Below are 14,756 nucleotides of genomic sequence, written 5' to 3' on the forward strand. Positions count from 1 at the left end.
GGAGCGGACCCGAGGTCCGTGACCCTCCGAGAAACGAACCGCAGCACGTCGCGCTGCGAGCGCCGCGGGAAATGGTGGACCGCGGCGTGCCTGCTCCTAGCGCGACCTGCGCCGCGAAGCTATCCGCCCCGACAGCGCGCTGCGTCCGGGCGCCCGCCCTCCCCGGTCGCCTCCGGCCGCTTCCGGGACCGAGGACGCGGGCTGTCTGGCCGGGAGGGCGTGTCAGCCCCCGGTCGGGGTCATTTCTTCGGGATCGGCGGCGGGGGGACCGGCGTGCTCTCCAGGGACATCTGCCCTGGCAGCACGTGCTCGTAGTGCTTGAGAACCATGTCGATCCCTTCGCGGATGTAGACGGCGATCGGGACCTTGGTGCGTTCGTGCAGGATCTTCAGCCGCTCGGCCTGCTCGGGCGTGATGTAGATGGTCGTCGAGACTTTCTTCCGCGACATGTCACGCCCGGGAGGGTAAACCCGCCAGTCTCGATGGGTACGACTGACAAGACGTTACCCTAGATGCCGGTACGTATGTTGTCAATCGGAATGGCGCTGACGGTGGTCAGCGATGGCCCGGGATCGAGCGCGCTGGCCGGCGGGTCGCCTCCTGTGGGCTTCTTGATGTGCGCACGGACGGCGGTCTAGACTGCCGCCGAAGCTGGTCCGCGTCGGGACGGCTCGCCCGGCGCGCCGAGCTTGTCCCGAAGGTCCCGGGCCCGCCGGAGGAATCTCTCGATGACGCGATTCCCGCTCACCTGGCCGTCGCCCAGGTGCTTGCTCGTGGCCCTGATGACCGCCGCCGTCGCCTCCTGCGCGTCCTCGACGCCGGAGCCAAAGAGCGCGAAGAGCGCGACCGGCGAGCGGGACACGGCGATCGTCCACGAGCCCTGCGAGAAGGACTCCGCCGCTGCGCAGAAGGTCGATGTGAACGGCGACGGGACGCCCGACATCATCCACGTGAACAAGGATGGCCGGGAGGTCTGCCGGGTCGTCGACCTGAACCTGGACGGCGCGATCGACGCCTTCATCTACTACGACGGCCAGGGGCTCGAGCGCCGGCGCGAGTCGGACTTCGACCGCGACGGGCGCGCCGACGAGATCGCGCACTACGAGCGCGGCGCCGTGGTGCTGAAGGAGCGCGAGACCAACTTCGACGACAAGCTCGACACCTGGGACTACTACGAGGGGCCGCGCCTCGCGCGCCGCGAGCGCGACTCCGATGGCGATGGAATCGTCGACCAGTGGTGGCAGTTCAACAACCCGAACGACCCGAAGTGCGCGGTCGTGGCGAGCGATCAGAACGCCGACGGCAAGCCCGATCCGAACAGCGTGGTGGATCTCTGCGCCGAGTCGTACGGCGCGCCGAAGGCGGCCGCGCCTCCGCCGGCCAGCGCGGCGCCCCCGGCGGGCGACGCGGGCGCCGCGCCGGGGCAGCCGGCGGCGGCCGGTGCGCCGGCGGGCGCGGCGGCCCCGGCCGGCGCGGCCCCGGCGGCGAGCGCGGCGCCCGCGGGCTCCGCGCCCTCCCCTGCCAACGCCGCGAGCCCGCCGGCCGACAAGAAGGGACCGTGACATGAGGAGACAAGCGCTCATCGCGCTCGCCGCGCTCGGCCTGCTCGGCGCGGCGTGCGGCTCGGATCCGGGGTTCGACGGCACGAAGGCGCCGAAGGTCGAGGCGGCGCGCAGGGCCGACGGCAGCATCGACGATCGCTCGATGTGCGACTGGAAGGGCAGACAGGATCGCGAGGCGAGCGAGACCGCGGGGCCGGGCGCGATCCAGCCCAACGTGCGGCGCGTCTACCAGATCGTGGGCACCGGCGAGGATCGCCACCGGGCGCTCGTCTGCCGCGAGATCGACACCAACTTCGACGGGGTGAAGGACGTCGTCCGCAGGTACAACGACAAGGGCGAGAGCCTGCACGAGGAGTCCGACGCGAACTACGACGGCCGGATCGACACCTGGCTCACGTTCGCCGGCGGGCGGCTGGCCGAGGTGAGGATCGACTCCGATCGCGACGGCAACCCCGACGAGTGGAAGTACTACAGCGGCGGCAAGCTCGCGCGCATCAAGCGGGACACCAACCGCGACGGCAAGCCGGACGTGTGGGAGATCTACCGCATGGGCCGGCTCGAGCGGATGGGCGTGGACATCGACGCCGACGAGCGGGTCGATCGGTGGGACCACGACAACGAGGTGAAGCGCCGCGTCGAGGAAGACGAGCGCAAGAAGGAAGAGGAGGCCGCCGCGGCGGCCGCGAAGAAGGCCGCGGAGGATCAAGCCGCCGCGGACAAGGCGAACGAGGCCGCGGGCGGCAGCGGGAGCGCGGAGCCCGCCAAGGACAAGAAATAGCGCGCGCCTCCTCCGGCCGGCCTGGAGGCCGATCCCGACCGCCTGGCCTCGCCTGCGGCCCGCGCCCCGGCGCTGCCGGGCCGCGGGCGTTCGCCGCCGCCGACCTCTGGGCGCGCCGGCGCCGACGCCGGGCTCGGGCGTGAGGAGCGCGCGGAACCAACGTTGGTCGACGCGGCGCGAGGGGCGTGCTTATCAGAGCCGCCCGCCGGCATCGCAGCGTCGGCGCAGGTCCCGAGCACACCATGGAAGAACGTCTGCAGAAGATCATCGCGCGGGCCGGCGTGGCCTCGCGCAGGTCGGCCGAGGAGCTCATCCTCGCCGGGCGGGTGCGCGTGAACGGCCGCGTCGTCACCGAGCTCGGCCTCAAGGCGGACCGGCAGAAGGACCGGATCGAGGTCGACGGCAAGCGCCTGGTCTCCGAGGCGCCGGTCTACGTGGCCCTGCACAAGCCGCGGAACGTCGTCTCGACCCTGCGCGATCCCGAGGGGCGCCCGACGGTCGCCGACTACGTGCGCGGCACGGGCGCGCGCCTCTACCCCGTGGGTCGGCTCGACTTCGCGACCAGCGGCATCCTGCTGATGACGAACGACGGCGACTTCGCCAACGGGCTGCTCCATCCGCGCGGCGGTGTGCCGAAGACGTACGTGCTGAAGGTCCAGGGCGTCATGAGCGAGGACGACCTCACGCCGTGGCGCGAGGGGATCCGCCTGGAGGACGGCGTCACGCTGCCGGCCGAGGCGCGGGTGCTCCGCCACGAGGGCGACAAGACGTGGCTCGAGGTGACCCTCCGCGAGGGCCGCAACCAGCAGATCCGGCGCATGGGCGAGGCGACCGGCTGGCCGGTGATGCGCCTGGCCCGGACGACGTTCGCGGGCGTGAGCTCGGAAGGGCTCCGGCCGGGGGAGTGGCGCGCCCTGACGGTGGACGAGCTCCTCCACATCCGCGAGGCGTTCGGCGTGCCCAAGCGCATCCGTGGCGCGGTGATGGGCGCGTCGTCGGGCCCGGTCGACCATCGCCGCGCCGCCGGCCTGGCCCGGTCGGGCGCGAAGGCGTCGCCTCGAGGCGCGGCGGAGGCCGCCGGCCCGTCCGGGCGCAGCCGTGGGGCGCCCGCGCAGCCGCGGGCCCGCGCGCGTGCCGGCGCTGACGCCGCGAGCGCGCCCGGCTTCGGCCCGGCCGCGCCCAGGGCACGCTCCAGGGCCGGCGCCGACGCCGCGAGCGCGCCCGGCTTCGGCCCGGCCGCGCCCAGGGCGCGCTCCAGGGCCACCGACGGCTCGCCGGCGGCGCCCGGCGCGGGCCCGGCCGCGCCCAGGGCACGCTCCAGGGCCACCGGCGGCTCGCCGGCGGCGCCCGGCGCCGACCGCGCTAGATCTGGGCGAAGCGCCCGCTCCGAAACGACGCCTCGAGCAGCTGAGACACGCGCGCCTCGAGCTCGCGGGCGCGGGCGTCGTTGATGCCGGCGAGCGCCTGCTTGATCTCGCCGAGCGCCTTCAGCTGACTGAACAGCTGCACATCGCCGAGCGCGGCGCCCCCCGTGAGGATCTGCCGGATGCGGTCGATCTCCGCGGCGAGCGCCTCCACCCCGACGCCGAGCGCGCCGACGCGGCGGCGATCCGGGTGCTCGCGGAAGAACGCCTCCAGCACCGGCTGCACGATGCCCTCGAGGATCGCCGCCTGATCCTGGTTGTTCCAGATGTGCTTGAGCACGAAGAAGTCGCTCGCGTCCGTGGTCTGACGGCCGTCGAGGTAGGCGCTCGCGGCGAAGAGCTTGAGCATCTTCACGACGCGGCGGTCCGAGAGCGATATCCCCTCGGCACGGATCTGGAACACCAGCCCTTTGTAGGCCGACAGGAACGCGTCGCCGAAGTTCATCCGCGCGCCGAACCCACGGCCGAGCTCGGCGAGCTCGCGCGCGGCGACCAGCGGGCGGAGCGGCTCGCCGGCCATGTGCCGGATCTCCTGCTGGATGCCGCGCTGGAGCAGCTCGCTGAAGTGGTAGGCGTCGAGGTTGTCGGACTGCACGCGCAGGAGGAAGCGGTCGAAGATCGCCGTCAGCGTCTCGTCGCCCGGCACCTCGTTCGAGGCCGCGAACACGCTGATGAGCGGGCAGCGGATCACCTGGCCGCCGCTCGAGAACTTGCGCTCGTTCAGGAGCGTGAGCAGCGCGTTCAGGATCGCGCTGTTCGACTTGAAGACCTCGTCGAGGAAGACGATCTCGGCCTCGGGGAGCATCCCCGACGTGTTCCGTCGGTAGACGCCCTCGCGGAAAGCGCCGATGTCGACGGGGCCGAAGATCTCGTTCGGCTCGGTGAAGCGGGTGAGCAGGTACTCGAAGTACTGGGCCTGCATCAGCTCGGCGAGCGTGCGGATGAGCGCGCTCTTCGCGGTCCCGGGCGGGCCGAGGAGCACGCAATGCTCCCCCGCGACGACCGCGATCATGAGCAGGCGGATGATCTCGTCCTTGCCCAGGAACTGCCGCTCGAGGCTGTGGGCAAGGAGGCGCAGGCGCTCGTGGAGCGGAGCGGACATGAGGCGACTCCTCGTATCACAGGCCTGCCGCCCGGCGCATCGATCGACGCATCGATCGACGCATGATCAGCGCTTCGAGCCCCGTCGCGCCCCGCGCTTCCCCCCCGGCGCCCGCGCGCCGAGCGGTGGAACAAAACACAGAGGCCGGTGGGTCGCACCGGCCTCGCTGGTCTGCTCGCTGTCGCAGAGCCTATGTCGTGGAGCGGGAGACGGGATTTGAACCCGCGACGTCAACCTTGGCAAGGTTGCACTCTACCACTGAGTTACTCCCGCAGATGTCAATCACCCAATTCAGAAATTCATTTTCAGACAGCCGACTGAACCGTTGTCCGAATTTGAAAGCGCTCGTCAGAGATTTCCTGATTCGCGCCGGGTCATCACCGGAGGGCGCCTCCGTCGATGCGTGGCGGATGAGTACCAATCGGCGTGACCAGAGTCAAGCTCTGAAGAACAAAACCTTAAAACTTCCGTCGCCGGCAGGTTGCACGGCCGCTCTGGTCGAGTATTGTGTGGCCATTGCGAGCGAGGGGGCTCGCCAAGCAGCACCGCGCAAGGTGCCGCTCACAAAAGCCTTCGCGTTCGCGACAGCGGCACCGTGTGGCGCGCTCTTACATCATAAGGGTGCCCGCCGCTCGGCGCGCTCTTGGTTGGCCTGGGTCGACCAGGCAGGTCCTTTGGACTTGGGGGGAGCATGAACGAACAGACTGCTTTGCGAGTGGACGTTGCGGAGACAGCGGCGCCGGTCCTTCAGAAGGAGTACCGGTCCGGAGTCCACGCCAAGCGACAGGATGACGACGGCGGGTGGGGGCTCGTCCTGATCGGGCTCGACGGTCCGCCGCGGATCGTGAGCCTCATGGACGGCGCCGTGATCGGCAGCGCCGCGCGCGACGGGCGCATCGAGGGGAACGGGGTCGCGCCGGAGCACGCCAAGATCAGCGTGCGCTCGGACGGTTGTTACATCGAGGACATGGACACCCACGACGGCACGTGGGTGAACGGCGTCCGCGCCCGCCGCATCGGCGTGATGCACGGCGACGTGGTGCGGCTCGGCCAGCAGCTCGCGGTCTTCGTCGAGCGGCACCTCGCGCTGTACGACGGCGCGCCGTCGCGCCTCGGGCCGCTCGTGTTCGGCTCGAAGCAGCGCAAGGACTGGATCGATCCGGTGATGAAGCTCGTGCAGTCGGGCTCCAGCGTCTGCATCGAGGGCGCGCCCGGGGTCGGCAAGCGCACGCTCGCCCGCCTCGCCGCCGCGGTGCGCGAGGGCCTGGGCGAGACCCTGGTCGTCGACGGCGGCGCCGAGACCAAGCCGGTCATCCCGCCGGGCGCGCGGCCGATGACCTGGCTCGTCCTCGACGCCGATCGCCTGCCGCGGCCGCAGCAGCTCGAGATCGCGCACTCGGTCGGCCGCTCGAACGGCGTCAGCATCATCGCGACGACCGGGCAGCCCCTCGATCGGGCGGCCGGCGACGGGCGCGTGGCGCCGTGGTTCGCGTCGCTCTTCTCCGGCAAGCGGATCACGATCCCGACGCTCGAGATGCGGCGCGAGGACGTGCCGCTCATCGTGCGCGACATCGCGGAGCGCAACGCGATCGGCCTCGATCGCTTCACCCCGCAGCTCCTGGAGGCGCTCGTCCGCGCCGGCTGGCCGGGCGGCGTGCCGCAGCTCGAGAACGCCATCGTGACCGCGGCGCAGGCCGCGCCGGACGGTCCGCTCTCCGTCACGCCGATCGCGGGCTCGCTCGCGCGCGGCCCGCGCGTGAAGCCGAACCTCCCGCCGGCGACGGATCCGTCGCTCGCGCGCGCCCGCCTCGAGGACGCGCTCGCCCGCGCCAACGGCTCCGTCGCGTCGGCGGCGCGGGCCCTCGGCATGTCGCGGCAGGCGATCTACCGCGAGGCCGACCGGCTCGGCCTCGACATCGCGCGCCGCAGGGTCCCGCGCGGCTGAGCCGACCGCCGTCCGCCAGGGAGCCTCGCGGCGCGAAAGCGCGGGGCTCCCGGCGCGCCCCACGGCGACGCGCAACGCGGCGGACGAGCGCGCTTCGCCCTGTGACGACACGCGCCGCGCGAGCGCGCACCTTCAACCGTAGAATCCGAGCGACGTGTGGCTGACGATCGATCCCTCCTCGGGGTCGACGCACTGCTCGTAGTTCAGCAGCTCTCCGCGCGACGACGGCGGGAGGGCGCGGAGCAGCGTGTAGATGGGGCCGAGGCCGCAGACGCGGCGGGTGCCGAGGTCCTGGGCGACATCGGCGAAGAAGCCCGGCGCATCGACCGACGTCGCGCGCTCGATCGACGCGAGATCGCGATCGCGCAGCGCCACCCGCTGGCGCTCGTCGAGCGGCGCGGGGTCGCCGAAGCGCGGCCCGACGTGGGCGAGGTCGGCCCCAGCGATCACGAGCACGCGGCCGGGGCGCCGCGCCAGCGCGCCGCGGAGCGCGGTCAGGAACGACTCGGCGCCGTCGTCCTGCGCGGGGTCGCGGCGCCGCGCCTGGCACTCCGAGAGGCCGCAGAGGATGGGCACGATCGACGCCGCGCGGTCGCCGAGGAGGTGCCGCACGAACACGGCCTGGAACTCGATCGAGTGCTCGTTCTTGTGCAGGTACTGATCCTCGTGCACGTCGAAGCGGCTCGCCGCCCCGAGCTCCGCGATCATCTCGCGATCCGGCTCGAGCGGGCCGAGCGGCGTCGCGAACGTCTTCTCGCAGACCGCATACGGTCGACGCATCGGCGCGTGCGACGTCCCGAGCAGAACGAAGGTGTCGACCTTCTCCAGCCCCGGCGCCGCCAGCGCCTGCTCGAGCGCGGCGTAGGCGTGCCCGTAGCCGGCCGCGGCGCGCCAGAGGTCCATGTGCGGCGCGCAGAGCCCGACCATGCGCTTCGTCGCGCCCTGGGCCGCGGCGCGCGCCGCGCCGCCCTGCGGCCGCGCGACCCCGAGGCACTGGCGCTCGATGAACTCGGCGAGCTTCAGCCGATCGCCGTGGTACGCGCCGCCCGCGTGGGCCGCGGTCCGGATCGGCGCCGCGTCGAACGACCGCACGACGGTCCGCCGGCGCGCGTGGAACCGCGGGCTGTCCAGCATCCACGCGTCCTCCAGCTCGTCGGCCAGCTGCGCCACGTAGGCGGCGTCCACGCGCTGGCCGGTCGACCGGGAGGCGTCGCGCGCGATCTCGTCGATCGATCGCCGTCCGTCGAAGCGCGCGAGCACCGCGGAGCTCCCGGCGGGCACGACGACGGCGGACGGGGCGATGCCCTCGGTGTCGCGCAGCATCAGCGCGCGGCCGTGGCGCTCATCCTGGATGACGACGACCTCCAGAGCTCGAAGCTTCGGGCGCAGAGATGACATCGTCCGCGAGGATAGCGCGTGCGCGCTCGCCGCCCAGCGCGCGACGCTCGCGCGCCCCGCCGCGGCAGCGGCGGCGTCCGCCGGCGCAGGGCGGCCCGCCTCCGGGAAGGCCGCGCTGGTGCCGCGCGTCAGCGCTCCCGGCGCGGTCGCGGATTGCCGCTTCGCGGCGGCGCCGCGCGGCACTAGGCTCGCGACGCGGGATCCGCCGCTCCGATCCCGCCCCGCGCCGGCCGCCGCCGTGCGCGCGGACGCACGAGCGCCCGCCCTGACGAATGCGCCGCACCGCGACCCCTGAGCCGCACGCCCGTGAAGCCGATCTGCTCGCCGAGCTTTCGGCCGTGTACCGCGAGGCGGAGGAGGTCTTCCAGGGCTGGACCTGCCCGGCCTCGACCGAGTGCTGCCGGTTCGGCATCACGGGCCGCGAGCCGTACGTGACGTCCGTCGAGCTCGCCGCCGTCCGGCGCGCGATCGCGGCCCTGGGCGGCCCCCGGGCGCTCCAGGGCGTCGTGCGCGCCGGCGGGGCTCCGGCGCCCGAGCCGACGGCGTCCGCCGGCGAGCCGGGCCGGCGGCGCGCGCTGCCGCAGGCCGCCGAGCGGCGGTGCCCGCTGCTCACCGACGCCGGCCGCTGCGCGATCTACGCCGCGAGGCCGCTCGGGTGCCGCACGTTCTTCTGCGACCGCGCCGCCGCCGGCGCGCCGGTGCGCCACCACGACGTGACCCGGCTCGTGCGCAAGGTGCAGGAGATCGCGGCGCGGCACGAGCCGGGCGGCGACCTCGGCCGCCCCCTCACCCGCGCGCTCCCGGACGCCGGCCCGGGCGCCGCAGGGGGTCCGCCCAGGACGAGCGGCGGGGCGCGCGCTCGCCGCGGCCGATGACGCGCCGGCTCAGGTCCGCTCGACCGCCATCACGCCGGGGATCCGCTGCAGGCGCCGGATGACGCTCTTCAGCTGCGCGAGATCGGAGCAGAGGAAGGTGAACGTGTTCATCGCCCGGCCGTCGTCGCCCGCGCGACACGTCGCCTCGCTGATGTTGATGCCCTGCTCGTGGAACGTGTGGCCGACCGTCGCGAGGATGCCAGGCCGGTTCGCCGTCATCACCTTGATCTGCACCGGGCGGTTGATCTTCGCGCGCGAGTCCCACGAGATCTCCACGCGGCGCTCGGGGTCCGTGTCGAACGCCTTGGCACAGTTGCGGCGGTGGACCGTGATGCCGCGGCCGCGGGTGATGAACCCGACGATCTCGTCGCCGGGGAGCGGGTTGCAGCACTTCGTGTAGCGGACGAGGACGTCGTCGATGCCGTTCAGGAGGATGCCGGGGCTGTCGCGCCCCGTCACCTTGCGGACGAGCGACTCGATGCGCCCTTCCTTGATCGACTCGGGCGGCGTCGTCGGGGTGCCCTTGTCGTTCTCCTTGGGGGTGGGCGCCAGGAACTCGCACACCGCGCGGACGCTCACCTTGCCGTAGCCGACCGAGATGAACAGCTCGTCGGCCGAGGCGACGCCGAACTTGTCCATGACCTTGCGCAGCTCGGCCTCGTTCTTGGTGAGGCGGCTCAGGCTCATGCTCCGCTGGTGCATCTCCTTCTCGAGGAGCTCGCGGCCGAGCTTGAGCGACTTCTCGCGCTGCTCCGCGCGCAGGTAGTTGCGGATCTTGGAGCGCGCGCGGCTGGTCGACACGTAGTCGAGCCAGTCCTTCGACGGGTGCTGGCTCGGGTTGGTCATCACCTCGACGACGTCGCCGTTCCGGAGCTTCGAGCGGAGCGGGACGATCGCGCCGTTGACCCGCGCCCCCGAGCAGTGCTCGCCGACCTTCGTGTGGATGGCGTAGGCGAAGTCGATCGGCGTCGAGCCGCGGGGGAAGACGCGCACGTCCCCCTTCGGCGTGAAGACGTACACCTCGTCTTGGAACAGGTCGACCTTGACGCTCTCCAGGAACTCGGCCGGGTCCTTGAGCTCCTTCTGGAACTCCATCAGCTGGCGGAGCCAGCCGAACCGCGCGGCGTCCTTCGGGTCGATGCCGCCGGAGTTGTTCTCCTTGTACTTCCAGTGCGCCGCGATGCCCTGCTCCGCCACGCGGTGCATCTCGTGGGTGCGGATCTGGATCTCGATCCGCTCGCGCCCGGGCCCGATGACCGTCGTGTGCAGCGACTGGTACATGTTCGGCTTGGGCAGCGCGACGTAGTCCTTGAAGCGGCCGGGGACCGGGGTCCACTGCGAGTGGATGACGCCGAGCGTCGCGTAGCAGTCGGCGACCGACTCGACGAGCACGCGGAACGCGATGACGTCGTAGACCTGGTCGAAGTCGCACTGCTGCGCCTGCATCTTGCGCCAGATCGAGTAGAGGTGCTTCGCGCGGCCGGTGACGTCGACCGCGAAGCCCTGCTCCGCGAGCTTGCCCGCGAGCACCTTCGAGACCTCGTGGATGTACCTGTCGCGCTCCTTCGCGGTCGTCTTGACCTTCTGCGAGAGGTCCGCCCACGCCTCCGGCTCGATGTACCTGAACGACAGGTCCTCGAGCTCGCTCTTGAAGCGCGCGATGCCGAGGCGGTTCGCGAGCGGGGCGTAGATCTCCATCGTCTCCCGGGCGATCCGGTCCTGCGCCTCGGGCTTCATGAACTCGAGCGTCCGCATGTTGTCGAGGCGGTCGCACAGCTTCACGAGGAGCACGCGGATGTCGCGCGCCATCGCCACCAGCATCTTGCGGAAGTTCTCGGCTTGCCGATCCTCCTTGGAGGCGAAGTTGATCTTCGAGAGCTTCGTCACGCCGTCGACGAGGAACGCCACCTCCTGGCCGAAGGTGTTCTCGATGTCGGTGGTCGTCGCGAGGGTGTCCTCGACGACGTCGTGCAAGAGCCCGGCGCAGACGCTCGCGGTGTCCAGCTTGAGCTCGGTGATGATCGCGGCGACGCTCGCCGGGTGGGAGAAATACGGGTCGCCGCTCTTGCGGGTCTGCCCCCTGTGAGCGTCAGAGCTGTAGGCGTAAGCCCGGGCGATGAGATCGACGTCTGCAGCCGGCTGGTAGGTCCGAACGCGATCGACAAGCTCCGTCAACGTCAGCATGAAGAGTTCGGCGGGCGCAATGCGCCCTCTCCCTTTGGCACGCTAACACCGCGATCTAGGCCCCGCAATTGTGTCACCATGCGCGTCTCCGGCGCAGGTCGCGCCGCCGATGCATTTCTCATTTCCCGCAGCGGCCGCCCCGGCCGCGTCCGTCGCCTCGGTTGCGTCAGTCGCCTCGGTTGCGTCAGTTGCGTCGGTTACGTCAGTCGCGTCAGCTACGTCGATTGCGTCGGTCGTCTCGGCCGAGTCGGTCGCGTCGGTCGCGTCGGTCGCGTCGGTCGCGTCCGTTACGCCCATCGCACCCGTCGCATCCGCATCCGTCGCATCCGCTGTCTCCTATGTTCATGGATTCCATGGAGCCGATCACCGCCTACGTCCACTTCCCCTGGTGCCTCAAGAAGTGTCCCTACTGCGACTTCGTCTCTTTCGCGAAGGCGCGGGAGGCGATCGACCACCGCGGCTATGCCGACGCCGTGCTCGCCGAGCTCCGGAGGCGGGCGGATGCGCTGGGCGAGCGCGAGCTCCGGAGCGTGTTCTTCGGCGGCGGGACGCCGTCCCTGTGGGAGCCGGAGGAGATGGGCAGGGTGCTGTCCGCCATCACCGCGGCCGCCGGCCGCCTCTCGCCCGACCTCGAGGTGACCGTCGAGTGCAACCCGACCTCCCTCGACGAGCAGCGGGCCCGAGCGTTCCGAGCGATCGGGGTCAACCGTCTGAGCGTCGGCGTTCAGGGGCTCGACGTGGAGCGGCTCCGGTTCCTCGGGCGCCTGCACGACCCCGACGGCGGGCTCGGCGCGCTCGCGGCGGCGCTCCGGTCCGGGATGCCGCGCGTGAGCGGCGATCTCATCTACGGTGTCGCGGTGGGGACGGCCGAGGAAGCGCGAGAGCAACGCCCGGAGCAGGCCGCCGCCGAGGCGCGCGCCGTGGCCTCGACCGGCGTGACCCACATCTCGGCGTACAGCCTCACGGTCGAGCCGGGCACCTCGTTCGGAGAGCTGGCGCGGCGCGGGCGCCTGCCGCTCGCCGGAGACGACGGGGTGGCGGACACGTTCTTCGCGATCGACGAGGCGCTCGAGGCCGAGGGGCTCGCCCACTACGAGGTCTCGAATTACGCGAAGCCCGGCCACGAGGCGCGCCACAACCTCGGCTACTGGAAAGGCGTCGATTACGTCGGGCTCGGGTGCGCCGCCTACGGGACCGTATCGCGCCCGGATCCGCGCTGGGGCCTGGGCTCGGCCGGCGCGGAGGACGGCGGCGAGGCGTTCGCGATCCGCTACCGGAACGTCGTGAGCCCGGATCGGTACATGGCCGCCATGGCCGAGGGCGGCGGGCCCGTCCCGGTGGAGAGCCACGAGCGGCTCGACCCGGAGACGCGCCTGTCCGAGCGGATCATGCTCGGGCTCCGGCTGCGGGAGGGGTTCGATCTGGAGGCGACGGCGGCGGCGCTCGGGGTGCCGGCGTGGACGCCCGCGCGACGGCGGGCCGCGGAGCGGCTCGAGCGCGCCGGCCGCCTGAAGGTCGACGGCGGGCGGCTCAGCGTCCCGCGGGCCGCCTGGGTCTTCGCCGACGGCATCGCGGCCGACCTGTTCTGACGCCGCGCCGCGCTCGCGGGCGCCGCGCGCTCGCGGTGGACGTCGGGCGCAGGCCGCGCTCCGATGCCCGTCCATGAGCCCCTTGCCGACGATCGAGGACATCCGCCGCGCCGCCGCGCGCCTCGCGCCGCACGCCCACGTGACCCCCGTCATGACCAGCCGGACGATCGACGGCATGGCGGGCGCGCGCGTCTTCTTCAAGTGCGAGAACCTGCAGCGGGTCGGCGCGTTCAAGTTCCGCGGCGCGTGCAACGCGGTCCTGGCCCTCTCGGACGAGGACGCGCGCCGCGGCGTCGCCACCCACTCCTCGGGCAACCACGCCGCCGCGCTCGCGCTCGCCGCCCGCATCCGCGGCGTCCCCGCGCACATCGTCATGCCCGAGAGCGCGCCCGCCGTGAAGCGCGCCGCCGTGGAGGGCTACGGCGCCCGGATCGTGACCTGCGCCCCGACGCTCCGGTCGCGCGAGGAGACGCTCGCCCGCGTGCTGTCCGAGACGGGCGCGATCCTGGTCCACCCGTACAACGACGCGCACGTCATCGCCGGCCAGGGCACGGCCGCGCTGGAGCTCGCGGGCCAGGTGGAGGACCTCGACGCCGTGGTCGCGCCCGTCGGCGGCGGCGGGCTGCTCTCGGGCACCGCCATCGCGACGAGCGCGCTGTCGCGCGCGCGCACGGTCGGCGCCGAGCCCCAGGCGGCCGACGACGCGGCCCGCTCGCTGCGCGAGGGGAAGATCCTCCCCTCGAACGACCCGATCACGATCGCGGACGGCCTCCGGACCTCGCTCGGCGAGCTCACCTTCGGGGTCCTGCGCGAGCGCGGGGTCGAGATCGTCACCGTGGGAGAAGAGGACATCGTCAAGGCGATGCGCGTCGTCTGGGAGCGGATGAAGATCCTCATCGAGCCGAGCTCGGCGGTCCCGGTGGCGGCCGTCCTGCTGCGCAAGGTCGAGGGAGCGCGGATCGGCGTCATCCTGAGCGGGGGAAACGTCGACCTGAGCAAGCTCCCGTTCGCCTGAGCGCGCTCGCGGCGCGCCGGCGCTGGGCGAGCTCCCTCGGCTCCCCTCAGCTGTCGCGCCGGTCCTGCCCGAGGCGCAAGGCGGCGCGCACGACGCTCGGCCCCGGACCGGGCGGCGCCGCCGCCACCGTTCGCCCGTCGGCGTCGAGGATGCGCGAGCCGCCCTGGCCGCCCAGCGCGGGGCGGGACGGCCCCCAGTTCGCGTTCACGATCGCCACGCGATGGCGCCGCGCGAGCGCGGGGAGGAGCTCGGCGCGCGCGTCGCCCTCCCCGGGCGGATCGACCCAGGCCGTCGGGAAGAGCAGCAGATCGGCCGCGTCGAGCGCCTCGCCCGCGTCCTCGGAGAGGAAGTGGACGTCGAAGCAGATCGCGACCGTCACCTTCACGCCGAGCAGATCGAGCACCGGGGTCCCGAGATCGCCAGGCGCCGCCCAGCGCTCCGGGAACCAGGGGTGGCGCTTGCGGTAGTGGCCGACGCGCCGCCCGTCGCGGTCGAAGACGAGCAGGGTGTTGTAGAAGCGGCCCCGGCTCTCCTCGACGAGCGGGCCCGCCAGCGCGACGCCGTGCTCGCGCGCGAGCTCGGAGAGCCGCCGCGCGGACTCGCCGTCGAGCGCTTCCGCGAAGCGGCGCAGATCGCTGTCGCCCCGCGGCGAGACGTAGCCCGTGACGATCAGCTCGGGCAGGAGCGCGAGGTCGGCCCCGGCCAGCGCGGGCGCGCCGAGGAGACGATCGATCTCCGCGAGCGAGCCCCGGAGGTCGCCGAAGCGCTGCGGCAGCTCGAGCGCGACAACGTCGAGGGAGCGGGCGCTCACCGCCACCGCCCGGCGCGCCTGCGCCGCGACCGAGGGGCCGCGGAGGCCGGCGGGGCTCCCGGCATGTCGACGT

12 protein-coding genes and 1 tRNA gene are annotated in these 14,756 nt (G+C 72.6%); 7 read left to right on the forward strand and 6 right to left on the reverse strand.

Annotation, left to right across the window (positions count from 1 at the left end; all coding sequences use genetic code 11):
- Positions 1 to 239: 239 nt before the first annotated feature.
- Complete coding sequence (locus WMF26_RS22845; RefSeq protein ID WP_020736532.1) at positions 240 to 449, reverse strand: ribbon-helix-helix domain-containing protein; 210 nt, start codon at positions 447 to 449, stop codon at positions 240 to 242.
- Positions 450 to 728: 279 nt separating this feature from the next.
- Between WMF26_RS22845 and WMF26_RS22850 the strand changes: the two genes are divergently transcribed.
- The 3 genes from WMF26_RS22850 (at position 729) to WMF26_RS22860 (ending at position 3,791) form a co-directional block, all read left to right on the forward strand.
- Positions 729 to 1,562, forward strand: a complete 834-nt coding sequence (locus tag WMF26_RS22850; protein ID WP_438002027.1) for a hypothetical protein — start codon at positions 729 to 731, stop codon at positions 1,560 to 1,562.
- Between the two features lies 1 nt (position 1,563).
- Positions 1,564 to 2,340 (forward strand): hypothetical protein, encoded by a 777-nt coding sequence (locus WMF26_RS22855; RefSeq protein ID WP_437948246.1) that lies wholly within the window; start codon positions 1,564 to 1,566, stop codon positions 2,338 to 2,340.
- Between the two features lie 242 nt (positions 2,341 to 2,582).
- Positions 2,583 to 3,791 carry a pseudouridine synthase gene (locus tag WMF26_RS22860; RefSeq protein ID WP_438002028.1) on the forward strand — a complete coding sequence of 403 codons (1,209 nt, stop codon included), beginning with the start codon at positions 2,583 to 2,585 and terminating at the stop codon, positions 3,789 to 3,791.
- Here WMF26_RS22860 and WMF26_RS22865 read toward each other — a convergent pair.
- Together WMF26_RS22865 and WMF26_RS22870 are read right to left on the reverse strand one after the other, a co-directional pair.
- The gene (locus WMF26_RS22865) at positions 3,703 to 4,866 is read right to left on the reverse strand and encodes an AAA family ATPase (protein WP_020736536.1); all 1,164 of its coding nucleotides are present in this window, start codon (positions 4,864 to 4,866) and stop codon (positions 3,703 to 3,705) included. The two genes, WMF26_RS22860 and WMF26_RS22865, sit on opposite strands and share 89 nt — an antisense overlap.
- Positions 4,867 to 5,064: 198 nt before the next feature.
- Positions 5,065 to 5,139 (reverse strand) — tRNA-Gly (locus tag WMF26_RS22870).
- A 442-nt stretch (positions 5,140 to 5,581) separates the two neighbouring features.
- Between WMF26_RS22870 and WMF26_RS22875 the strand changes: the two genes are divergently transcribed.
- Positions 5,582 to 6,811: an FHA domain-containing protein gene (locus WMF26_RS22875; RefSeq protein ID WP_020736537.1), complete on the forward strand. Its 1,230-nt coding sequence runs from the start codon at positions 5,582 to 5,584 to the stop codon at positions 6,809 to 6,811.
- A gap of 132 nt (positions 6,812 to 6,943) precedes the next feature.
- On the opposite strand, the gene amrB is transcribed toward WMF26_RS22875, so the two are convergent.
- A complete protein-coding gene (gene amrB / locus WMF26_RS22880) occupies positions 6,944 to 8,209 on the reverse strand; it encodes an AmmeMemoRadiSam system protein B (RefSeq protein WP_063823726.1) in 1,266 nt (421 codons plus the stop codon).
- 338 nt (positions 8,210 to 8,547) lie between these two features.
- On the opposite strand from amrB, the gene WMF26_RS22885 reads away from it, so the two are divergent.
- Entirely contained in the window at positions 8,548 to 9,084 is a 537-nt protein-coding gene (locus tag WMF26_RS22885; protein WP_438002029.1) for a YkgJ family cysteine cluster protein, read from the forward strand.
- Positions 9,085 to 9,093: 9 nt separating this feature from the next.
- Here WMF26_RS22885 and WMF26_RS22890 read toward each other — a convergent pair whose 3' ends face one another.
- The gene (locus WMF26_RS22890; protein ID WP_437948250.1) at positions 9,094 to 11,268 is read right to left on the reverse strand and encodes a RelA/SpoT family protein; all 2,175 of its coding nucleotides are present in this window, start codon (positions 11,266 to 11,268) and stop codon (positions 9,094 to 9,096) included.
- Between the two features lie 353 nt (positions 11,269 to 11,621).
- Here WMF26_RS22890 and hemW point away from each other — a divergent pair, with 353 nt between their 5' ends.
- Positions 11,622 to 12,857 carry a radical SAM family heme chaperone HemW gene (gene hemW / locus WMF26_RS22895; RefSeq protein WP_437339129.1) on the forward strand — a complete coding sequence of 412 codons (1,236 nt, stop codon included), beginning with the start codon at positions 11,622 to 11,624 and terminating at the stop codon, positions 12,855 to 12,857.
- Between the two features lie 73 nt (positions 12,858 to 12,930).
- A complete protein-coding gene (locus tag WMF26_RS22900; RefSeq protein ID WP_438002030.1) occupies positions 12,931 to 13,872 on the forward strand; it encodes a pyridoxal-phosphate dependent enzyme in 942 nt (313 codons plus the stop codon).
- A gap of 46 nt (positions 13,873 to 13,918) precedes the next feature.
- Here the strand turns inward: WMF26_RS22900 and WMF26_RS22905 are convergent, their stop codons facing one another.
- A complete protein-coding gene (locus WMF26_RS22905; RefSeq protein ID WP_438002031.1) occupies positions 13,919 to 14,683 on the reverse strand; it encodes a carbon-nitrogen hydrolase family protein in 765 nt (254 codons plus the stop codon).
- Positions 14,684 to 14,756: the final 73 nt, after the last annotated feature.

Source organism: Sorangium sp. So ce185 (assembly GCF_051526825.1).
GTDB lineage: Bacteria > Myxococcota_A > Polyangia > Polyangiales > Polyangiaceae > Sorangium > Sorangium cellulosum_D.

Bases quoted from the DNA above. Each gene is read 5' to 3' on its own strand.
- WMF26_RS22855 (WP_437948246.1), top strand. From the start codon at position 1,564: ATGAGGAGACAAGCGCTCATCGCGCTCGCCGCGCTCGGCCTGCTCGGC.
- hemW (WP_437339129.1), top strand. From the start codon at position 11,622: ATGGAGCCGATCACCGCCTACGTCCACTTCCCCTGGTGCCTCAAGAAG.
- WMF26_RS22845 (WP_020736532.1), bottom strand. From the start codon at position 449: ATGTCGCGGAAGAAAGTCTCGACGACCATCTACATCACGCCCGAGCAG.
- WMF26_RS22860 (WP_438002028.1), top strand. From the start codon at position 2,583: ATGGAAGAACGTCTGCAGAAGATCATCGCGCGGGCCGGCGTGGCCTCG.
- amrB (WP_063823726.1), bottom strand. From the start codon at position 8,209: ATGTCATCTCTGCGCCCGAAGCTTCGAGCTCTGGAGGTCGTCGTCATC.
- WMF26_RS22865 (WP_020736536.1), bottom strand. From the start codon at position 4,866: ATGTCCGCTCCGCTCCACGAGCGCCTGCGCCTCCTTGCCCACAGCCTC.
- WMF26_RS22900 (WP_438002030.1), top strand. From the start codon at position 12,931: ATGAGCCCCTTGCCGACGATCGAGGACATCCGCCGCGCCGCCGCGCGC.
- WMF26_RS22850 (WP_438002027.1), top strand. From the start codon at position 729: ATGACGCGATTCCCGCTCACCTGGCCGTCGCCCAGGTGCTTGCTCGTG.
- WMF26_RS22890 (WP_437948250.1), bottom strand. From the start codon at position 11,268: ATGCTGACGTTGACGGAGCTTGTCGATCGCGTTCGGACCTACCAGCCG.